This is a genomic window from Psychroflexus tropicus DSM 15496 (assembly GCF_000378765.1).
GTDB classification, from domain to species: Bacteria; Bacteroidota; Bacteroidia; order Flavobacteriales; family Flavobacteriaceae; genus Psychroflexus; species Psychroflexus tropicus.
The window spans coordinates 829,781-850,244 of record NZ_KB905342.1 but is presented as its reverse complement, the minus strand read 5'-3'; the positions used below and the strand labels follow the sequence as shown (position 1 = coordinate 850,244).

Here is a 20,464-nt window from a genome sequence, read left to right as displayed (position 1 = left end):
GGCTAGTTGCGTTGGCTATTCTATTGTTTCCAATCATAAATCAGATTTTCACAACCGCACCTGATTTTCTTCTTAACTGGGTCGTAAAGTTTCGTGGAAATGAACTTTCCGCATTCTTTACAGTAAAAACTGCGAATCATTTTCTTCACATCTTCCCAAATCGCATCCAAGTCCTCAATACTTGCTTGAAAGTCATTATCGTGAGATGTAGTATTTCCAACAAACATTGGCATTCCTTTTATTTTTGGAATATTGGCAGTTTCCTTTAATTCCTTGCTTGCTTTTAATTTACTTTGAACTGCATCAAGGAGTTCTGGAGCCATTCTTTTTTCGTTAACGGTATTATCCCGATACGCGACTTTTGCTTCTAATTCAAACGCCACTTTTTTCATTACCTTTTCTGTGTAAACTCGTATATCATTTCCTAACCCATCCGTGTTCCTATCCTCCAGTTTTTTTAAAATACGTTCCTTTATGTCAACAATTCCTTTTTCGATTCCTGTTCCACTGTCTTGTGACCACTTGAAATTTCTTAAAAGCCAACCTTTGCTTTTAACTTCGCTGGAAACGAGTTCAAAAAACTCTTTTTCGTGTGTTAAGACTATCGTTTGGTAACCGCCAAATTTTTCTGTCAAAAGTTGAGCAAATCGATAACGATGAGACCTATCAAAGCTTGAAATCACATCATCCAAAACAAAAAATTTGTTTCTTTTGTTGAATGCCTTGACTGAAGCCAAAAAGAAAGATAATCCCAAACAATTTATATGGCTTTCACTAAGGTAAGCCTCTGGCGGTACTTTACGAACATCGAAGAATTTATAGTCAATTGTAATTCCAACAAGTTCTTCCTTTTTTGTTAGAGGAATAAGCCTTATATCTTCAACCTTTTCCTTTGGGTTCATCGTCGTGTAATAATCATTTATTTCTTTTGAAAACATAGAAAGAAAAATATTTAATGACTCCTCCTGTTTTCTTATAAAGTCATCATACAGTAACTCAAATGTCACTTGTTGTTTTCTTAAAACTGATTCTTCCTTATTCAAACTGAGATATTCCTTATAAGCATTTGCAGTCTGTAACAATTTGGTGTGTATCGTAAATTTTATATTGGACGCCTTACTTTCTTTGAGCTTTTTTATTTGTGATGCAAGAGATTCCAGCAATTCTTTCAATTCTTTTTCTTGAAGGTTTACTTTTTGAGGCTCTTTGATTTTTTCGGTTATTTCTTTACCTAATTCAGTAATTATTGAATTGAGAAGAGTTTTAAAAGAAGTTAATTTTTCTTTGAGCTTATCAAACTTTTTATCTTCTAAAGATTTGTCCTTCAATATCACCTCAAGGGAATTTACTTTGAATTGGATAACTTCCTTAAGCACTTTGGCCTGCTCATCAATTGAGTTTTTTTCTTCTGCAAGTTGTTCAAGTTCATCAATTCGAGCATTCAATTCTTGAATAAGTTGAACTTTACTTTTTTCTTGTAAGCAAAGAGGGCAGTAGTCATGCTCCACAACATCCTTGGACAATACGGATTTACCTTCCTTTAAAAGTGCCAATAACTGTAAGCTTTTTATTTTTTCAGGTTCTTTCTGTAAATTTTGAAATGCAGTATAAAAATTACTGTACTCTGTATTGATTGTATTTGATATTTCTTTTAATTCTGAAACAACCTCTTTCACGCGGACGTAAAAATTAATCTCATCGCTTAACTTCGAATCTTCTTTACTCGAAATTTCTTTTATGACTTCATTGATGTCTTTACGGGACTTAACAACAATTTTAAGTTTAAGTGGCTTTATTAAATCATTGACACCATCAAATAATTGTTCGTCTGAATAAGCGTTACGACCTAAATTTTCCAAAATGGTTTCCTGTCTCGCACTTTTACGACCTTCGTAGTCAGAGGATTTAATGGTCCGCTTTATTCTGCCAAAATTTCTCTTTAAAATTGTTCTGATTTTCGCAACCTCAGAAAAACCAATAATCTCTTGAAGTTTATTTAATTTCTCGGTCTTAGTGGCAATAATGAATTCAACTAAATCTCTATAACGTAATATTAGATTTTCGGAAGTAGAATCTACGATGTATTCTTTAAAATAATCTGTAGTATTCGATATATAGATTTTTTTAGAGCCATCTATGGATTTTTTTGCATCTAAGTCTTTATCATCAAAATTTAGATTTACATAGCCATCTTCATCATCAGAAATAAAAATGTTCCTCAATGCGTCTCTTCCACGGCCACTAATTTCCTCGGTCGATAAATGAGCAATATGATTATTGTAAAACCATTCAAATGAATCTGTAAGTGAACTTTTTCCTGTGCCATTATCGCCATAAATCAAAATGGATTTTTTATTAAGATTTAGGTTTAGTTTTTCTTTCACACCTCTAAGCCCATTTATTTCCAAGTTTTTAATTTTTGTCATCGGTGTCTTCTTTAGGGGTTTTCAGGGCAGAAATTTTCAATTCATCCAATTCATTTTGAATATTTGTATCAGTCAACTTATCATCGCTATAGAGTTTTACAAGCATTTCAACAGTTTTCTCGTCAACGCCTTCTATGTTCAATATTTCTGAAAAGAATTCATCAATCACTTCTTTTCCACTTTTAATTTTCTGTTCCATAATATTTTCCGTTATTCAAAGTTTTTCCAATCTATTTCAAAATTGGCTTTTAAATGTTTATTCATTATATCAAGACCAGATTTGTTGTTGCATATTGGGTAAACACCATATTTTTCCACAAAGTCCAGAATAAAATAGCTTTCAAGGTCTTCAACTCGGTAGTTCCAAAATTTCCTTAACATCGCAAAATTTATATACGTAAAGTATAATTGGTCTATTTTTCTGTAGTTGAACAATCCCAAGTTTTTGCTTTTACCCTCAAAATGCCCACTTAACCTACTGCCCATACTGTTAGTTCGCTTTTCGCTCATCCCGATGTAGAGCAAACGAGATTTCTTAAATGGGTATTGGATTTTGGTATTTGCGGAAAAAATGAAATATAAGCCTGTCAAGCCCATTAATGACTTTGTATTCTGTAAATTGAAAGTCTTAGGTTGGTCGAAGAATATTTTTAGTTCAGTTGGTTGTTCATTCATTTATGATTGCAATATACTTTTATTTGAAGTTATCAATTTACGGATTTCCTCAAATTTAGCATTGGCAGAAATAGCTCTTTTATTTTTTGTGCGTTGGCTGGCGTTTTGGAAAAAATAAATGTGCTGTTTTTGCGGTGGCTTTTTGATGGCTCAGCATTACAGGTAACACGTTTAGTATAAGAATAGTAGCCGATTGCGTGACACTTTCCTGTCAAGTTACAAGAAAACTGAAGCGGGCTACAACCCTTGAATATACTACTATCTCGGCTATTATTTTTATACATCTTAAGTTTGATTCTCATTAAATCGTTATCTAAATCAGAAAGAACAAAAGAGAGGATTAAGGTTATGATATACATTGAAGCTCAGACTTCGTCAACATTGATAATCCCCTCTCTTTTACTATCTCAACCACGTTCAGTTCTGTGAGACCTGGATCTCGTTTTTAAGTTGTTGTGAGTAGGATAGTATGCTCTTTCATAAATCAATTCTTATGAATAAATATAAAGAAACTTATGGAGTTGACATCAGTAAAGATGTTTTTGATGTCTATGGTAGCCTTAGCGGTCACCATCAGTTTAACAATGATGAGTATGGTTTTAAAAAGTTTCTTAAAGTACTATCAAAGAACTCATTAGTTGCTATGGAGGCTACCGGTTATTATCATTACCGGCTTGCACAGTTTCTCTACAAAAATACAGTAGTAGTATCAGTCATCAATCCTTTGTCGATCAAGCGGTTCATACAGATGAAGCTGGCTAAGGTAAAGACGGACAAGAGTGATGCTAAGGCAATATGTGAGTATGCAAAGACCAACAAGATCCCTATTTATAATGCGCTTACCGAAGTACAGAGTGAATGCCTGCAGCTGTTCAGACTGTTGGACACTTATTTGAAGCAGCGAACTGCGGTGAAGGACAAGATCCATGGAGAAGAAGCTCTGGGGGTTCCTTCAAAGTTCGTTTACAGGTCTTTGAAGCGCCAAAGAAAACAGCTTGACAAGGAAGTTAAAGCCATAGAGGAAAAGATTCTATCCTTAGTAAAAAAAGACCAAGAGCAGCAGCTCACACTTCTTACTTCAGTACCAGGCATAGGACAGAAAACAGCCCTATTCCTGATTGTAATTACCGATGGCTTCTCTAAATTTGAAACGGCCTCACAGCTTTGTAGCTATGTGGGGATCACTCCCACTACAAGAGAGTCTGGCAGCAGCGTAAGAGGTAAGGCGCGAATCAGTAAGGTAGGAAACAGAAAGCTGCGAAATTTGTTGTTTCTATGTGCCTTTAATGCCTGTAAGCATAATAAGGGATGCAGAGAAATTTACGAGCGAATCGTAAACAAGGGAAAGAGCAAAAAGTTAGCACTGATTGCAGTGGCCAACAAGCTACTAAAACAATGCTTTGCTATAGCTAAATCAGGACTACCGTATGATGAAACATACGTGTCTATATTGCAGAAGTAAATAGCACACAATGAAAGGAACAAAAAAAGCTCATAGAATCCATAAATGAAATCTGTGAGCCTAGAATAATAATGTCTAAAATTAATGAAGAAAAGAGTTGTTTTTTACCTCAGTTCTTTGTTGGCATTTCGTTATTTATTTTCAATTCGATAGTCGTTATCCATATTGTTTACGTGATTTACAAAATGAGTAATATTTCCAAGCCCCCATTGGTTGCTTGTCGCAATAATTGAGTCCGATAATTTAATCAGCTCATCAGATTTCAAATAATGTCTTTTATGTCCTGTTCTGTCAAAAATTTCCTGAGCATTTTCCTTCGTATCAAAAACGCCAATACTACCTTGTAAACTCTGCGGAAATTTCTTTTCTAATTCAGCGTATGAAATTGTCGGGTTTTCTTCTACGAAAGTTCTAACTACTTTATTTACTAATCTTGCTTTGTTGTATATCTCTCCTTTAAATTCAAATTTTGAAAAGTCTCTGCTTGTGTAGTTGTATTTGAAAAAAGTGTCTGTAATTACAAAAATCTCATTTTTTATACTTCTAAATCTTCTGAGAATCATTCCTGCAATAGGTATTCCACTTGCTGTGGAATAACCATCTTGCAGTTTTCGTTGCAATTCAGGTGAAATAGATGAACCAACCAAAACACCTATCCAATTTGGTTCATTTTCAACTTCAGACCAAAATTCAGGATGTTTTGTTAAAATCTGATGCCTTTCATTCAAGTAGTCTTCGAGTTGAAGTAAGGATTGGTCATTTATCTCATTTATCTTCAATTCAATTAGGGCGAGATAGTCAAGTCCGTATTTGGCTAAAATATCAATTCTACCATCTCGATTAGAAGTTTTTCTTCCACTTTTTAATGCAATTTCAGCGTCCAAAACAGTAACGTCAGCAAAGTTTTCTGTATCAAGTTTTAGAATATCTTCATTCTCCATTAAATAGGCTTCCATTGCTAATTCTTTTAGAAATGGATAACTTTTTAATTCGATATTGTTTGCTGTTATCTGTCGGAATATTTCCATCTATCGATTTTGTTTCATAATGAATGCCAACGGTCTTTGCTATAAGCAGTTTGGGATTTTTAGTCTAATTTTTTCGGATAAGCACTGACCTTTATTTTTATATTATTTTTTTGTATAAGCACCTAAAAACCAATTGCTTATAGCCGATGCTCTCTACAGTTTTGATTCGTCAATCATACTGAATTCAGCTATTTGATCAGGGATTTTTTTTTCTAAAAATGCACGCCATTTCTTCCAACTATAATAGCTACTTGTGTGCTTTATAAAGTAAAATTCAATTTCATTATTTTCTCTTAAAATTTTAGCATAACGAGGATATGAATTTCCTATTTTATCTAATCTTTTAAATTTAATTGTTTTAAAATCTACTCTTTCTTTTTTAAATTCAGAAAAATAATGTGATGGACTTGTTCCAATAAAAATACAAATGTCAGGTTTTATTTCTTTTATTACATAAAAGAATGAATTCCAACCAATTAAAAAATCTTTACTTCTTGGTCTCTCCTTATTTGTTTCCATTGGTCTTTGTATAAAATTATAAAATGCTAAATAATCCCAAAGATTTTCACCTTTAAAATTATCAGAACCAACTAATGTTCTATGTAAATTTTGAAAAAACTTCGTTGACCAATACTCTTTTTTAATTGCCATCTCTTTTATAACAATTTTCGTGAAATTGATTTTGTTTATTTTCTTAATTGATTTTTCTGATCCATTATGAAAATGACTTTCACCAACAATCAATATTTTTTTTTGTGAAATACCAATTTCAAAGTTCTTACCAATAAAAGGTTCCCATTTTAGATCGTTCATTTAAATTAAATTGTTACAACATTATGAAAATATAATATGATTTCTTTTAGTTTTATTATAGTCTATTATTTTCTGCCTTATTTCTTTAAGTTTGCCTTTCGGTAAATATTTTGCGCTCACTGAACCGCCTATAGCTTTTATCCAAATATTTGCACCAAACAAATGTTCATTAACTACAATCTTTCTTATAAACCTGAAAGCTATTGTGCTTGTATCAGTTCCTATAAAGTATAAATTTCTTTTGCTAATAGTTATTATTTCTTGCTCAAAATCAACTTCAATATGCCAAGGACTTAAAATATTAATTATCTCACCGTTCACTATTAAAGTTAATAAGTTTGATTTTGTCTTAATTACTTCTTTCATTTTAATAATCGTTGATGTTATCAGCCGTTACTATCTCTGGTTTTGGATATTTTTTTGAGAATGCAAAATCACTTATTTTACTTAATATATAGTATCCTAAAAGAGTAATCCCTGCTGTAATTGCTAAAACGATTAAAATTTCTTTAAATCCTTGTTTTGTTGTAAGAAAATAGGATAAATCTATATCACCTAAAAAATAAAAGAAGTTAGTGTATTGTTCTACAAAGTAAGAGTTAAAAAGCAAGATAAAAGTTATAAACCAAATTATAATTGAGTACGAAATTGCAAAATATTTACTGTATGAATTTCTCATCTTATTCCACCTATTAATGGGTAAATACTTATAGTTTTTAAAATCATTAAAATTATTACTAAGGTAATTTTTAGCTTCTCTTATTGTAGCATTTATTTCTTTTCCTGCATTACTTCTACTTGAAAAAGAACCGTCTTTATTTTTAGTGATATTTAATCTTTCTCCTTTTAATTTTGCGTGATTAATATTATTGTCAGCTATAGTTATATTTTTTTGAAACCTAAGAAATTCATCTTTTTCTTCACTTTCTAACCAAAAATCTGAAATATTTTTATATTTTTTTCTAAATCTTCTGAACTTGAAATAATGTATCAGTGTTATAAAGCCTAAAATTATTGGAACTAATGGTAATAATGCAATCATTACTACAATTAGGATAATATAAAGACAACCCTTTGGGTCACTATCAAATACTTTGTTATTGTTTTTTTTCGCCATATTAATTTATTTAGGAATGTTATCAGTTTAAATTGTAGAGAACGGCCCGGCTAAGAAACGTAGGGCTCTCGAAGCGATTACTTGTCCACCGAAACCGAACTATGCTAAGTGAACGAACCTATCTGAAAGCCTTGTCTGCCCTATGTTTTCTTAGCCATTGTTAGCCATCGTTTTTCATTATTTTTTATTAAAGTAAAAGTCCGCTGTTAATGAAGTCGATTCCCACGGAATCTGTTCATCATTAGATTTTTCCATAACAGCTTTCCTTACTTTCTGAAATAGTTGATTTACTGAGATATTGACACCTTTAATTTCTCTTACTAAACACCCCGTATATAATCCGTTCTCGCCATCTCCATCGGATGCAGTTTTACCTGGTGATGTTGAATAACCAATTAAAGAGCCTTTTGGTGCTTCCATGACAGCAAGTCCACGCTGTGCCGCAGAACGTCCCCAACTCCTTTCAAATGGATTGTTTCGACAGGCATCAAGAATTATGAGATTTACTTCTGTTTTTGACGTTTCCATGTGAGACAAGACTCTATCTACTCGAACACAATCATATTCAACAGTTCTTTCGTTTTTCAAGTTGGCGTCAACTGGGATTAAGTAGTTTAGACCCTGAACTTGAACTCCATGTCCTGCGAAATAGAAAAGTCCAACATCGTATTTTTCTAACTCTGTTCCGAAATTGTCAATTTCAATCTTCATTTCTTTCAGACTTGGGTTTTCAACGTGCATTACGTCAAAACCAAGTTCTGAAAGATTCTTTTTCATGTCGTTCGCATCATTCAATGGATTTGAAAGGTGACCTGCAAACTCATATTCATTACAGCCAATGACCAATGCTATTTTTCTAAGTTTCTGAACCGCTTCATCTTTTTTGGACTCTATTATGTCTGGAGATCGGAATCCAAATATTGGTTTTCCTGCAATCTTTGATTTTTCATATACTTCTAATCCAATCGGCACCAAGTGCTTGTTGTAAATCTCAATAAGTTGATTTATTCCTTCTTCATCAGTCCTAGATACTGGATTGATTGAAAGAAGCAGGAATTTCATCAGAATATCTTCATCGCAATGAAGTAGGTTAAACCTTCTATCTGTAAATACCCAATCATCTTCCCAATCATAGTTCATTATTCTATGCTTGTGGATATCGTCATAGGCATTGTTAAATCTCGAATCTGTAGAAGGTAGCTTGGATAAATTAAAAATTCGATTTAAAAAATCAGGCTCTTCTAAACGACCTGACCAAGAGATATTATTTAATGTGATTTCATCAAAGATTGCTTGTCTTGTAACAATCGATATTTTGTTTTTCATTTCTGTGTCTTCGTCAATTTTCGGTTGCCAACTTATCTGCCGAATATGCATACCAAAAGCTGTTGCAACTTCCATGGTTTGTTCTTCAATGGTCTTTACTTCAGCTTTAAATTCGTTTTCGAGATTCTTGTAGTATTTACCTGGAACACCTATTTGAGCGTCCATTAGTTCTGTCATTCGGTCACTTCCACCAAGTTCAAAAAGGGTGTCAACATAAACTAAATCGACAGAGCAAACAGAAATTAAGTCTGCTGCTCTTTTTTCGTCAATGTCTCTCAACCATTTTAGGAGTTCTGCTTGCATTTTTAATGATGGCTAACTAGTTATATGTATATAAAATTACACGTTTATCTGAATATATTACGGGATAAACGCATATTTCAATAGCTTTTTATCAGATAAGCCTTTCAATGATAGCTAACAACCGTGGATCATTAATCCGTTCATGTATGTTTCTAAGTTATTCCTGGAGTTTAATTTTCAAAGATTCATATTCAGTTTTTTTATGCTTTGATAAGTAACTAATGATTTCATTGCTGTAGGCACTACTAGATTCTGTTGACTTTAAAATTTGCCGTTCTGATGTTTTATAAAAACCTATATGTTTCCCTTTTTTTATGATGGTAAGACTGATGATTAACCTCATATTTTTAATCATCACTATAATCAACCTTGGATCATCTAACTTTAATAAATAAGAAGCAAACATAATATATTGAAGCTGCCTCGAATCTTTGTGGGCTTTGAACTGCTTCATAAATTCATAATCCTGTTTTTTCACTTGATAATCCTTCATGAATAGACGCAGTATTTCATCATCAAAATCTGAATATCTATGACTAAGTTCGTCTAAGCGTATGCTTAAATAATGCTTAACATAGCAAATGAACAAAGTAAGTTCCTCCTTTTGTTCATTGCAATCAACATTTATACTACTATTATTCAGAAAATGATTGACTAGACCTATTTCGCCATTAAACATGAGATCAATTAATGGAGTTTTTGAATCTAGGAAGTGATTCAGATTAAATTTTGACTCTAGGTACTTTTGCTCTTTTAGGTCAAAACTAAAATTCTTGATGAATTTAATGGTCATAAGGCTTACAGGAAAGCTTTAGTTCTAGATTTTGAACATATCTATCGACTAAAAATTGTCTCCATTTAAGCAAAGTGATGAGGATTAAAAATTTATCTCTTAAATATTTTAGTTCTTAACTTTTTAAAGCTGGTTTTCAAAAAGTTCGAATCAATAAATAATAGCTTATGGATGTAGGCCAGAAAAAAGCCTACAAAACCCATAAAAAACCACGAATGTTATAAATTTTACCATATTGAAATATTTTACACATTGTTCAAAAAGACTTAAATCCTATTACAAGCAATTTGAAAATATTGATTTATTAAATTGAATTTGAAATAGAGTCGACGTGATTGTAAATTAAACTCTCCTTAAACTCAACCTTTTTTCCATCGTAATACATATCAGCAGGTTTTGTCATTAATGGTTTTCGACTTGAAGCGGTGTATTTTTTATCTTTGGTCATTATTTCTAGTTTTAGGATTGATAATTTGTTCAAAATAAGTCCATTTTATGTATCGTTTTAGATACATCTTCTAAAGTTACACATAGTGCTTATTATTCCTACCAAAAAGGGTTCATTAATTTGCTTAATTTAGATTACAATCATAATTGAAACAAAATTGATTTTTCTAACTTCTGTTTTAATCATTTTTTATTCCTAAAATCGACTTCGCAAAGCTTACTCAAAGAGAATTGATTTTCTTCCATTGTTACAGTATGAGTAAATTCAAGATCATCGTCTGCATATACGTTGATTCTATAAAGATCAACTTTTTCAGTAAAATCCAGGTTTCTTGTTATACCTATCCCAAACTCTGGACTATTTATACTTTCATTCGGTGAGTACTCATAAGAATTTGCAAGGCTATCATAGACCCATGTAAAGCTCCTGATTGTTGATTCGCTTAGCAGTTCATAGTTTTCTGGTGTAGGATTAATGACATCATTATTACTATCTGTTACAACAGTAAGATTGACGACCAAATTATCAAATTTCTGTAAACTATCATTTATGCTTTCCATTTCGATTCTTAGCACCCGATTGTCTTGTTGTAATTGGTTTTCTGAATCCTCATCACTTGAACATGATTGGAGAAATAAGAAAGTAAGTAATAATGTGGCTGTTTTAAGTATTGTTTTCATAAGTATTGGTTTAATTTAAGTTGTTGATTAATCTTTTTTAACTTCAATTTCATCTGTTACTAAGGCACTCTTTAAATAGACTTTGTAAGCCTTACGTTTGATTCGGAAATCTGCAACTATTTCATCTAATCCGTACAAGTTCTCATGGTAAATCTATAACGCTTAACCAAAATGGCACTAATCACTATTCAAACAATTCGTTACAAGAGATTACCTATAATGCGTTTAAATCTCCTGTGCAAATTGCTGTGCCTGGAAAAGAACGTATCAATTATCAATACAATGGAGATGAACAAAGAAGTATTTCTTACTATGGTAATGATGAAAGTGATATAGCCGATAGATCTCACCAAAAGTTTTATAGTGCTATTGCACCTATTGAAATCACCTGGGATGTAGACAATGATGAAGTTAAAATTCATACGTATATTGGAGGAGACCAATATTCTTCCTCCATAGTGTATGAAAAAACATCTACCGAAGAACAGATGCTTTTCTTACATAGGGATTATCTAGGTAGTATTCTTGCCATAACCGATGAGGAGGGCGATGTTATAGAACGCCGACATTTTGGAGCCTGGGGAAGCTTAGAAAAGCTAGTTAAAAATGGAAATGAAGTCGATCTCTATGACTCTAGTACTGATAAGACTTTATTATTAGACCGAGGCTATACAGGACACGAACACCTCTATGGCGTAAGTCTTATCCACATGAATGGTCGTCTCTATGACCCTATGTTAAGGCGCTTCTTAGCTCCAGATAACCATATCCAAGATCCTTACAATACCCAAAATTTCAATAGATACGGATACGTCTATAATAATCCTTTGATTTACAGTGATCTGAGCGGGGAGTTTATTGTAGCTGCTCTTATTGGAGCTGCTATAGCTGTTGTTACAAATGGAATAAATAATTCGATTAACGGACAAGGCTTTTTTGAAGGAGCAGGGAAAGCTGCTATATTTGGAGCCATAAGCGGAGCCTTAAGTTTTGGGATAGGACAAGTTGCAACAACAATTTCTAATAGTGTAGGCACAGGAGCCGCTGCAGCCTTTCAGGCTGGGGCTCACAGTGTTGTTGGAGGCACAATGGCAGAACTTCAAGGGGGCAGTTTTCAATCTGGCGCTTTCGCTGGCGGAATAAGCTCTATAGTAGGCGGTTTGGCAGGTAGTGTTTCTAAAAACTGGGGATCTGTAGGAAGAGCAATTGCGGGAACAGGAGCCGGTGCAGTCTCAGGTGGCATTGGAAGCGAAATTGCTGGTGGTAATTTTTGGGATGGTTTTAGGCAAGGAGCTATAACGGCTGGATTAAATCATGGGGTTCATGATGGGTGGTTTGGAGCAAATGTTGCTGCAGCTGCCATGGCTCAACAATTAAGGCATCTATTTGGTCCTGATGCTATATCTTATGTTGCTTCTCTAAACGCAAGTTCGCTTATTAATGTAGGTGCGGAAAAGGGAAAACTGTTAGTTTTGAGAGGCAATGACAAAGGAATACACCCTTTAAATGAAATATCTGCTGGTCTCGGAGGTTTAGATGTTTCTATAACTGGTGAAATGACAAATCTATACTACTCGGGTTCTGAAAATGATATTTCTGCAAATACTTTTTATGGAGCTAGGTGGGAGGCAAATGCTGCTATTGATTTCGGACTTTCAGCTGGAATTAATGCTATTTATTCTAAAGTAGGTCAAAATTTCGTTGTAGGCTTCGGTCCCACGATAGGGTTTGGTTATTCTGCAACAATTTTATCTGGTAATATTAACTGGGGTGCTTCTGGTGCAAACCTTAAAACAATCAGAAATGCAATTAACACAGGCTTAAATCGATAATTCTATGAAAAAATTAATTTTAGGCTATGTGCTTTTTGCTATAGTTTTATTCTCAATTTTAATCTTTTTTGATATTAAAGAAAAAAATGAGTTTTGGAGTGACCAGATTCAAATCACTAGGTCAATTGAAATTAATGAAAAAGTTTTAAATACAAGGTATGAGAAAGGTTTACTATCTTTTAACGGTAAATATTATATTGTAGAAGCTCATCTAAAACAGGCTGAAATACAACTTATTGACATAACAGATTTAAAACACCCCTATCGTTTAAAAAAAGAAGCTGAAAACGACAAGATTAAAATAGTTCTTGATGATCAAACACTAACTCTCGAGCTATTAGATCTTATAGAAGATTAATCATGAAATTGCTGTGAAAATATTAATTCATAATGAAATTATTTAAAAACCGAAGTGGTTAAAAAAAGTATACCTTAGTCACTATTCTACCAATTATGTTTGTGGTAATGTTTTATGGTATTTTTAACGAATCAACAAAGTATGACCATTTAGAAATTATAGTAAAATCCTCCAATGTTAATATCAATGTGAAAAAAGCAGAGGTAGATAGAACTGCTGTTATTATTAACGATACTTTAATTATTCCTTCATATACAAGATTAGCTAATCAAGATAAGAATAGTTACCGTTCAAGGCAAAATATCTCAGAGATGAAGTTCAATATTTCTAAAATATCTGCGCCTTACTTAATAAATAAAGACAGTAATTCCTGGATTATAAATTTGTTAAATTTAATGATACTCTCTTATTTAAGCTTCCAGATCCCGATGAAAGAGATTTAAGTGATCCAACCTTCAAAGATTTATATGAATAAATTTTTGTAAATAAAAAGACTCAATGAAACGTTTAAAGTTTATAGGAGGTGCAAAACTAGGTGGAGTAAATTACACCTGGCCATTAGTTAAGTTAGAAATATCACAAACTCATCTTATTTTGAAAACTATATTCCTGACTAAGTACAAGTTTTTAAGAAAAGATATTGATACAATTGAAAATGTTTCTTGGCTACCGATTGTAGCCGAAGGAATCCGAATTCGGCATCATTTAAAAAAATATCCAAATCAAATAATATTCTGGACGTTTACACCAAAAAAACTAATAGATCAGTTGAAACTAGATAATTATGTAAATTCATAATTTCTGTAATTTTTAAGACTATCAATTTTTTTTAAAAACCAAATATCCCCTTAAAGTTTGCAACATCTTCTGTTGGTTTAAGTGCTGGATTTACTTCAGGTTTTTGATGCGGTTTTACTGGAGGATTCGTGTGCGCAGCTGGAAGTGCTTGGGCAAATGGTGCCAGTTTTGGAGATGGACTATTGGCTGGCTTAGCTGGAGGTGGCTCTGGAGCAATAGCTGGAGGACTTCTAGGAGGAATTACAGGTGGCATTAGAGCTACAAAAAATGGTCGATATTTCTGGAGTGGTAAACACAAGCCTATCAAATCTGTGAATTTTTTAAAGTCCAATGGTGTAGTTGCTATCAATAATAATGTTACCTTAGAAACTACTAATATTAATGAGATTAAATTGAGTACGTTTACTGAGTCAACTAATCAGAAATTGAAAAATTCTTACTCGATTATTTCAAAAACAGGGCGTGAACTTAATCCAAATAATTATGTCCTTAAAAACGAAAAGTTAAGAAGATCTATAAAAAAATTGTATGATGGTCTTTTTGATGATTTAGGACATGAGAATTTCGATTTTCAAGTGACAGGTGGTGATCGCTTTATCAAGGATGGAGCTGCATATTCATCTAGTAATAATAAGTTAATTCCTAATTCGGGAATTAATGGAGCGCACATGACTGAAAAAGGAGCAAGGGCAGTTGATTTGAGAATTAACCTATCAGCTAGTAGAGTTGAACCTATTGCGAAAGGTGTTAATCTATTTTATCAAAAAGGTTATTATCCAATAGATTACTCTGATGGTCATCATCATTTACAGCTTTTAAATTATAAATCAAATTGGTACTAAGGCTATGAAAGCATATAATATTTTTAAGGTTTTTTTTATTTTACTATTAATAACTTTAATATTTGGATTTTCAGATTCCGACAATTATCACAAAAATCAAAAAATCCCAGATTATATTCATCAACTTGCTAGTGAGCAAAATTTAGAGGTTGTAAATAATGACATGTTACCGTATATTAATCCTTATGGAAGTTTTGGGAGCAATTTTATAAAAGGGATTATATACACTAATAATAAAGTTTATAATGAAAGAGGGAATTGGCACCTAAAATCTTTTAACTATATCATTTTTTTATGCAGAAAGCTGAAAGGGAATGAAAAAAAAATTGAAGCTGAATTCAATGATTATGAATATTTTTTAGTTTTCGCTGAAAATGATAGTGTTAAATTAAATAGTTCTTCTGATGAAAACGAAAGTTATACAGTGTCAAATGTTTTAAAAACAGACATTCCTGTTGGAATTCATCTTTTACAAGGAAATATTGACTTAGAATTATTAGATTTTGAAACTATTAATAGCAGTGAGAAAATTAAAATTAGTAAAGGCACTAAGTTGAAAGATTCTTGGACTCAGCCTATCATAATACCATTTGAAAAGGGAAGACAAATTATTACTTATTTTAAAAATAAGTGGTTAATTAATACAACAGAAGATTGGTAAATAGATTGCAAAAGCTTTAACTAATTTTATTATGAGATTTAAACTAATGTTTTTATCTATTATTCTTAGTCAAGTTTAATCACAATAAACGCGCAGTCATTTAATTCGAATGAATTTTATAAAGCTGTAGAATACATAGATGCTCTAAAACAAAATAAAGATAAAGGGACTAATAACTTCAATCGCTATCACTTAGCAGATCTAGATAATGACAATACTTTTGAAATAATAGAAATTGTCAACAGAATTGAAAATGATTTACCAGGTTTTCTACCTCATGATATATCAGAAGCTTTTAATTATTTTAATGTTTATGAACTTAGGAATAACGGTTATGTAGATGCTAATAATAAATTTGATTACTACACGAAGAAAAATGTTTACACCTACAAAGCATAGTTATTATTGATTGAAAGTTTAGAAAAAGCAGATCCAGATTTAAAAGAATTTATCGAATCAAATCAACATCTTTTTATAAATGAATTAAAGTGGCTAATCAAGCGTACCGAAGATTAACTAGATGAAAATTATAAAATTTTTAATTCTAATCTTTGAAATTATCGACTGCGATATGTAGGCTTCCCCCTTTTGACCACCTCCCTTTAAATTGGACAATTTAAAACTAGAGAAACGTGGGTAAATAAATGTTTAACTTTAAACAAGTATTTGCTTATGAAACGATCAAAGAATTCTGAATCGCAGATCCTATTTACGATCAAACAGGTGGAGACGGGAACCTGAATCCAAAAGGTATGCCGTAAGATAGGTATATCGGAGGCTACATTCTATAATTGGAAGAAGAAATATGGAGGGCTTGGCGTATCTGAACTACGTAGATTTAAGAATCTTCAGGAAGAAAACTCGCAGTTAAAGAAACTCGTAGCCGACTTGAGTTTAGACAAACAAATCTTACAGGATGTCTTGAAAAAAAGTTTTGAGGCCGTCCCGAAAGCGTGGGATGGTCTGTAAGATCAGGATGGAATACAATATCTCAATCCAACGTTGCTGCAAGCTTATATTACTGCATGAGAGTGTTTTTTATTATGATTCAAAGGGACGTAATGATGAATTATTGCGCATGCGAATGAATGAGATAGCTTCTGTACGTGTCAGATATGGCTTCTGGCGTATTTATATTCTTTTAAGAAGAGAAGGCTTTATGGACAATCACAAGCGAATGTATAGAGTTTACTGCGAAGAAGGTTTAAACCTGAGAAGTAAGCGTCCTAAACGCAACCGTTCTGCGGCACATAGGCAGCCAACAGAGGGTAGTGCCTCTAGTTTAAACGAGTGTTGGAGTATGGATTTTGTCTCTGATCAGCTATATAACGGGAACCGTTTCAGGGCCTTAACTGTAGTGGATAACTTTAGTCGAAAATGCTTAGCTATACATGCTGGAAAGTCGCTTAAAGGAAGTGGTGTGGTTCAAGTTATGGAAACAATTACTTTTGTAGGCCAAGTGCTCCCAAAACGTATAAAAGTAGATAATGGGAGTGAATTTATTAGTAAAATACTAGATAAATGGGCTTATGAAAACAATGTGGAATTAGACTTTTCAAGACCAGGTAAACCCACTTATAATCCGTTTATCGAAAGCTTCAATGGTTCTTTTAGGGATGAATGTCTAAATGCTAATTGGTTCTTTTCTTTGGAGGATGCACAAGAAAAGTTCGATATTTGGAGAAAGGATTATAATGGTTTTAGACCGCATAGCTCGTTGGGGGACATGTCCCCCAACGAGTATATTGAAATAAATAAAAATGCCCCTGATTCTCTAGTTTTGACTGGTACCTAAATATGGGAGGAGGTCAATGCCCCTGATTCTCTAGTTTTGACTGGTACCTAAATATGGGAGGAGGTCAAAAGTTAGTAAATTCGAATTATTAACTGTCCTATTTATGGGGAAGCCTACAACACGAATTAGTTCATGTGTCCCAAATTTCTAAGCTTGCAGGTCAGTCAATTAATTTGATACAAAACCAAACTTTCGCTAACATGATGGAATTTCATGCTTATAATTTTAGAGGGACCTATCGTTTCCCAGCGAATGAAATAAGAAACTATATGAAGACATATCCTAATTGGTATGGTGAATTATCTCATCAAAAATTTAATTGGACTTTTAAAGCCAATACATTTAAGAATATATTTAATTAATTCATTATGAAAATATTTATAGTTATATTTTTTTTACACTTTATATCAAACAGTCAAAATTTGTATCATGAATTATCTATAGAATGGAGGAATAATAAAGACTCAATAATTTATGAAAATGTATCAGTATCCCCGTATCTTAGGATTGTCATTAAAAACCTTGGTATGGATAGTATTTACCTGAGAAATAAATTTTTCATAGAAGATGAAATACCATCAGTTAGCTATTTTTCATTACCATTTCCCGAAATTTTGACAAGAAAAGAATTAATTAGTCTTAAAGACAGTTATAGGGATGATGCTCAAAATTATTTTGTGACTTTGAGCATGAATGAAATTATAAACAAAACATCATTTACTTTATTTGATGTTTCTAGCTATAAAAAATATTTAAATGAAAATGAAATTATAGGATATCCTTATCGTTCAGCGGAATTACATAATTTATACATTTTGTATGATTTACAAAAATTTTATAAAGAACATAATTTTAATAAGCAATCACCTGTATTTTCTTTAAAAAGCACAGAGACTATTAATAAAGAGATAGTCAGAGAAGATATTCTTAAAATGCAAACTCAGACAATTACTACAGCTCGTAATGAAAGAAAGAAAAGCATTAAAAAAATCTTTTATCAAAGTGATGATTTCATTTTTTTAAATCCAGGTGAACAAAAAATTTTTTCATATAATTTAACACCATTTGAAATTTTGGGCGGTAGATATACTTTCTTGATTAATGATTTAGTTAAAAAAACGAGTGATGAAGATAAATTACCAAAATATATCAATGGCTATAAATTAATTAAGGATGTAATTACCTCTAATATGATAACTATTGATTTTTAAAAAATCAATGGGGTATGAGATTTGTTTAAATTTTATGAATGTATTAAGTACAATTAAATATAAATAAATATCAACAGAAATGATACTTTATTAAATAAATTTTTAAAATATAGAAAAATTTGTTTTACACTCCTACAGAATTTTTAATAGATTCTTTTGGAGTTTAATTAAATATTTAATCTTCAAAAAATAGAATAAATATAGTTCTAACATACAAATCAAATAGTTTGATTTAAAGTTTGATTTCAGTTATGGTTTTTAAGGTCTGATAAGATTTATAACTAGATAACTCTTAATTATAAAAATGGTAACAGAAAATATTGACCTCCTCCTTTTAAATTGTACAGTTTAAAACTCGAGAAAAAGGAGCTACTGAAGATTCTAATAATATGAGAATATATTATTTGATTGAAAATATAATTCATAAACACTTTAGATGTGACAAAAAACACATTTTTAAATAAAATAAAATCAATAAAAATTCTGTTCAATAATTTAACTATATTTATGGCGTTAAAGATGATCAATTCGTATGAATTTTTACGTTCTTTTTAGCTTAGTGAAGGATTCGGTGAATATATCCAAGATATAAAATATTAGATCTCATCGTCACAGTGCTCAGGAAGCCACAAAGGCTCCTGCCACCCCGACCAATAGAATCCAATCACACAAGTTGTGGTTGGATTTTTTGTTTTAGAGCGTTAAATCTACAAGATTTAAAAGTGAAAAAGACAAAAAGACATACAGGCGATAGCCTGGATTGGATAATCTTGAGCAACATCCCCATATTCAGGATGACCGACTGGAAAGGAGGTAATCCTGCCACCCCCGACCAAGAAAAGCCAATAATCTTTTGATTATTGGCTTTTTTTATTTGTGAACGTTTAAAGCCTTGCTTTAGTGAGAAAAGCCTTCAAATTCGTTCACAAATCATCTGCTCAATTTCCCAGCGATCACACTTATTACTAAAATCTGAAAGGCATGAAACAACATCAGCGGTAAAAGCATGATCCCCAAGGCTAAGGATTCTGGTAAAAGTACTTTTGAAAATACTGTTCCATGAACCAGGGATTTTTTGGTCCCGCAAAATTGAGCGGTGATCTGATCTGCTGTATTAAAATTGAGCAGTCGGGAGAAGTATCCAGTAGTGCTATACATAATAAAAAACAAAACAATAACTGCCATGCTGATAAACGCTAAATCCAGAGCCTTCACTGTCGTAAAAAGTCCCTGATCAAAGGATTCTGCGAAGCTTTTATAAATGATGAGAAGAATGATAGACTTATCAAATAAAGTTAGCTGTGTAGCGTACTTTCTGGAGTACTTCCCAAGATACCGCTGCAAGAAAAGACCGAGAATCACGGGTAGCAAAATTTGTAAAAGCAACTTTACATACACTTCAGATAAACTAAAATTTGCTGTGGATGTTTTCAGAAAAATACCCATCCAGATGGGGGTAATCACTATTCCAATAAGACCCGAGATACTAGCATTAAAAATCGCAGCTGGTACATTTCCCTTAGCTAGTGAGACCATAACTACCGAAGAGGACACGGTAGAAGGCAGTGCTGCAAGGAATAAAAATGCCAGCCAAAACAATTCATTTGACTCTCCTTCAACAAAAGGATAAATAAGGAGAACTATGATAGGGAAAAGTAGAAATGTGGATCCCTGCACTAATAAATGCAGCTTCCAGTTTTTTAAGCCATATAACAATTGAGCTGTACTTAATTTTAACCCGTAAAAAAAGAAAATCAAAGAAATGCCCAGGCTTCCGATCCAATTGAGTACTACTCCACTCTCTCCACTACCTAAGTATGGGAAAAAGTAAGCCAAAGCAATAATTACTATGATGGCTAAAACAAATTTGTCAATCTTCATAGATAATTAATATCG

21 protein-coding genes and 1 pseudogene are annotated in these 20,464 nt (G+C 32.4%); 10 read left to right on the top strand and 12 right to left on the bottom strand.

Annotation, left to right across the window (positions count from 1 at the left end; translation table 11 throughout):
• Nucleotides 1–20: 20 nt before the first annotated feature.
• From F598_RS0103870 to F598_RS0103860, 3 genes are read right to left on the bottom strand one after another with little or no spacing between them, the layout of a single operon-like run.
• Complete coding sequence (locus F598_RS0103870) at nucleotides 21–2,426, bottom strand: hypothetical protein (protein WP_019037712.1); 2,406 nt, start codon at nucleotides 2,424–2,426, stop codon at nucleotides 21–23.
• Entirely contained in the window at nucleotides 2,413–2,625 is a 213-nt protein-coding gene (locus F598_RS0103865; protein WP_019037711.1) for a hypothetical protein, read from the bottom strand. Before F598_RS0103865 ends, F598_RS0103870 begins: the two co-directional genes overlap by 14 nt.
• Nucleotides 2,626–2,636: 11 nt before the next feature.
• Nucleotides 2,637–3,101 (bottom strand): hypothetical protein, encoded by a 465-nt coding sequence (locus F598_RS0103860; RefSeq protein ID WP_026302504.1) that lies wholly within the window; start codon nucleotides 3,099–3,101, stop codon nucleotides 2,637–2,639.
• A 493-nt stretch (nucleotides 3,102–3,594) separates the two neighbouring features.
• Here F598_RS0103860 and F598_RS0103855 point away from each other — a divergent pair, with 493 nt between their 5' ends.
• Complete coding sequence (locus F598_RS0103855; RefSeq protein ID WP_026302503.1) at nucleotides 3,595–4,563, top strand: IS110 family RNA-guided transposase; 969 nt, start codon at nucleotides 3,595–3,597, stop codon at nucleotides 4,561–4,563.
• 131 nt (nucleotides 4,564–4,694) lie between these two features.
• On the opposite strand, the gene F598_RS0103850 is transcribed toward F598_RS0103855, so the two are convergent.
• The 8 genes from F598_RS0103850 to F598_RS0103810 all read right to left on the bottom strand — a co-directional run bounded on the left by F598_RS0103850 (nucleotide 4,695) and on the right by F598_RS0103810 (nucleotide 11,071).
• On the bottom strand, nucleotides 4,695–5,591 hold the full coding sequence (locus tag F598_RS0103850) for a PDDEXK family nuclease (protein WP_019037708.1): 897 nt from the start codon (nucleotides 5,589–5,591) through the stop codon (nucleotides 4,695–4,697).
• A 153-nt stretch (nucleotides 5,592–5,744) separates the two neighbouring features.
• Entirely contained in the window at nucleotides 5,745–6,404 is a 660-nt protein-coding gene (locus tag F598_RS0103845) for a hypothetical protein (RefSeq protein ID WP_019037707.1), read from the bottom strand.
• Nucleotides 6,405–6,425: 21 nt separating this feature from the next.
• Nucleotides 6,426–6,770 (bottom strand): hypothetical protein, encoded by a 345-nt coding sequence (locus F598_RS0103840; protein ID WP_019037706.1) that lies wholly within the window; start codon nucleotides 6,768–6,770, stop codon nucleotides 6,426–6,428.
• Between the two features lies 1 nt (nucleotide 6,771).
• Entirely contained in the window at nucleotides 6,772–7,521 is a 750-nt protein-coding gene (locus F598_RS0103835; RefSeq protein WP_019037705.1) for a hypothetical protein, read from the bottom strand.
• A 177-nt stretch (nucleotides 7,522–7,698) separates the two neighbouring features.
• A complete protein-coding gene (locus tag F598_RS14880) occupies nucleotides 7,699–9,150 on the bottom strand; it encodes an AbiJ-related protein (protein WP_019037704.1) in 1,452 nt (483 codons plus the stop codon).
• A 157-nt stretch (nucleotides 9,151–9,307) separates the two neighbouring features.
• The gene (locus F598_RS14745) at nucleotides 9,308–9,943 is read right to left on the bottom strand and encodes a hypothetical protein (RefSeq protein ID WP_019037703.1); all 636 of its coding nucleotides are present in this window, start codon (nucleotides 9,941–9,943) and stop codon (nucleotides 9,308–9,310) included.
• Between the two features lie 304 nt (nucleotides 9,944–10,247).
• Complete coding sequence (locus tag F598_RS15265; protein ID WP_019037702.1) at nucleotides 10,248–10,391, bottom strand: hypothetical protein; 144 nt, start codon at nucleotides 10,389–10,391, stop codon at nucleotides 10,248–10,250.
• 182 nt (nucleotides 10,392–10,573) lie between these two features.
• Entirely contained in the window at nucleotides 10,574–11,071 is a 498-nt protein-coding gene (locus F598_RS0103810; RefSeq protein WP_019037701.1) for a hypothetical protein, read from the bottom strand.
• 236 nt (nucleotides 11,072–11,307) lie between these two features.
• Here F598_RS0103810 and F598_RS14875 point away from each other — a divergent pair, with 236 nt between their 5' ends.
• From F598_RS14875 to F598_RS15705, 9 genes and pseudogenes are all read left to right on the top strand, one after another.
• Nucleotides 11,308–12,903 (top strand): RHS repeat domain-containing protein, encoded by a 1,596-nt coding sequence (locus F598_RS14875; protein ID WP_019037700.1) that lies wholly within the window; start codon nucleotides 11,308–11,310, stop codon nucleotides 12,901–12,903.
• A 4-nt stretch (nucleotides 12,904–12,907) separates the two neighbouring features.
• The gene (locus tag F598_RS0103795; protein ID WP_019037699.1) at nucleotides 12,908–13,261 is read left to right on the top strand and encodes a hypothetical protein; all 354 of its coding nucleotides are present in this window, start codon (nucleotides 12,908–12,910) and stop codon (nucleotides 13,259–13,261) included.
• A 95-nt stretch (nucleotides 13,262–13,356) separates the two neighbouring features.
• Nucleotides 13,357–13,704, top strand: coding sequence for a hypothetical protein (locus F598_RS0103790; RefSeq protein ID WP_033408257.1), 348 nt, complete (start codon nucleotides 13,357–13,359; stop codon nucleotides 13,702–13,704).
• A 55-nt stretch (nucleotides 13,705–13,759) separates the two neighbouring features.
• Nucleotides 13,760–14,059, top strand: coding sequence for a hypothetical protein (locus F598_RS0103785; protein ID WP_019037697.1), 300 nt, complete (start codon nucleotides 13,760–13,762; stop codon nucleotides 14,057–14,059).
• A 128-nt stretch (nucleotides 14,060–14,187) separates the two neighbouring features.
• Nucleotides 14,188–14,901: a hypothetical protein gene (locus F598_RS0103780; protein ID WP_019037696.1), complete on the top strand. Its 714-nt coding sequence runs from the start codon at nucleotides 14,188–14,190 to the stop codon at nucleotides 14,899–14,901.
• A gap of 4 nt (nucleotides 14,902–14,905) precedes the next feature.
• The gene (locus F598_RS0103775; RefSeq protein WP_019037695.1) at nucleotides 14,906–15,562 is read left to right on the top strand and encodes a hypothetical protein; all 657 of its coding nucleotides are present in this window, start codon (nucleotides 14,906–14,908) and stop codon (nucleotides 15,560–15,562) included.
• 672 nt (nucleotides 15,563–16,234) lie between these two features.
• Nucleotides 16,235–17,357, top strand: a pseudogene (locus tag F598_RS0103765) (IS3 family transposase).
• Nucleotides 17,358–17,884: 527 nt separating this feature from the next.
• The gene (locus tag F598_RS0103755; RefSeq protein ID WP_157594938.1) at nucleotides 17,885–18,568 is read left to right on the top strand and encodes a hypothetical protein; all 684 of its coding nucleotides are present in this window, start codon (nucleotides 17,885–17,887) and stop codon (nucleotides 18,566–18,568) included.
• Between the two features lie 722 nt (nucleotides 18,569–19,290).
• A complete protein-coding gene (locus F598_RS15705) occupies nucleotides 19,291–19,425 on the top strand; it encodes a hypothetical protein (RefSeq protein WP_281163562.1) in 135 nt (44 codons plus the stop codon).
• Between the two features lie 73 nt (nucleotides 19,426–19,498).
• On the opposite strand, the gene F598_RS0103750 is transcribed toward F598_RS15705, so the two are convergent.
• Complete coding sequence (locus F598_RS0103750) at nucleotides 19,499–20,449, bottom strand: bile acid:sodium symporter family protein (protein WP_019037690.1); 951 nt, start codon at nucleotides 20,447–20,449, stop codon at nucleotides 19,499–19,501.
• Between the last annotated feature and the right edge of the window lie 15 nt (nucleotides 20,450–20,464).

Excerpts from the sequence above, each read along its gene's own strand:
- F598_RS0103865 (WP_019037711.1), bottom strand. The coding sequence starts at position 2,625 with ATGGAACAGAAAATTAAAAGTGGAAAAGAAGTGATTGATGAATTCTTT.
- F598_RS0103750 (WP_019037690.1), bottom strand. The coding sequence starts at position 20,449 with ATGAAGATTGACAAATTTGTTTTAGCCATCATAGTAATTATTGCTTTG.
- F598_RS0103810 (WP_019037701.1), bottom strand. The coding sequence starts at position 11,071 with ATGAAAACAATACTTAAAACAGCCACATTATTACTTACTTTCTTATTT.
- F598_RS15265 (WP_019037702.1), bottom strand. The coding sequence starts at position 10,391 with ATGACCAAAGATAAAAAATACACCGCTTCAAGTCGAAAACCATTAATG.
- F598_RS0103845 (WP_019037707.1), bottom strand. The coding sequence starts at position 6,404 with ATGAACGATCTAAAATGGGAACCTTTTATTGGTAAGAACTTTGAAATT.
- F598_RS0103795 (WP_019037699.1), top strand. The coding sequence starts at position 12,908 with ATGAAAAAATTAATTTTAGGCTATGTGCTTTTTGCTATAGTTTTATTC.
- F598_RS0103835 (WP_019037705.1), bottom strand. The coding sequence starts at position 7,521 with ATGGCGAAAAAAAACAATAACAAAGTATTTGATAGTGACCCAAAGGGT.
- F598_RS0103790 (WP_033408257.1), top strand. The coding sequence starts at position 13,357 with ATGTTTGTGGTAATGTTTTATGGTATTTTTAACGAATCAACAAAGTAT.
- F598_RS0103840 (WP_019037706.1), bottom strand. The coding sequence starts at position 6,770 with ATGAAAGAAGTAATTAAGACAAAATCAAACTTATTAACTTTAATAGTG.
- F598_RS0103775 (WP_019037695.1), top strand. The coding sequence starts at position 14,906 with ATGAAAGCATATAATATTTTTAAGGTTTTTTTTATTTTACTATTAATA.
- F598_RS0103785 (WP_019037697.1), top strand. The coding sequence starts at position 13,760 with ATGAAACGTTTAAAGTTTATAGGAGGTGCAAAACTAGGTGGAGTAAAT.
- F598_RS0103755 (WP_157594938.1), top strand. The coding sequence starts at position 17,885 with ATGGATAGTATTTACCTGAGAAATAAATTTTTCATAGAAGATGAAATA.
- F598_RS0103860 (WP_026302504.1), bottom strand. The coding sequence starts at position 3,101 with ATGAATGAACAACCAACTGAACTAAAAATATTCTTCGACCAACCTAAG.
- F598_RS14880 (WP_019037704.1), bottom strand. The coding sequence starts at position 9,150 with ATGCAAGCAGAACTCCTAAAATGGTTGAGAGACATTGACGAAAAAAGA.
- F598_RS0103855 (WP_026302503.1), top strand. The coding sequence starts at position 3,595 with ATGAATAAATATAAAGAAACTTATGGAGTTGACATCAGTAAAGATGTT.
- F598_RS0103850 (WP_019037708.1), bottom strand. The coding sequence starts at position 5,591 with ATGGAAATATTCCGACAGATAACAGCAAACAATATCGAATTAAAAAGT.
- F598_RS14745 (WP_019037703.1), bottom strand. The coding sequence starts at position 9,943 with ATGACCATTAAATTCATCAAGAATTTTAGTTTTGACCTAAAAGAGCAA.
- F598_RS0103870 (WP_019037712.1), bottom strand. The coding sequence starts at position 2,426 with ATGACAAAAATTAAAAACTTGGAAATAAATGGGCTTAGAGGTGTGAAA.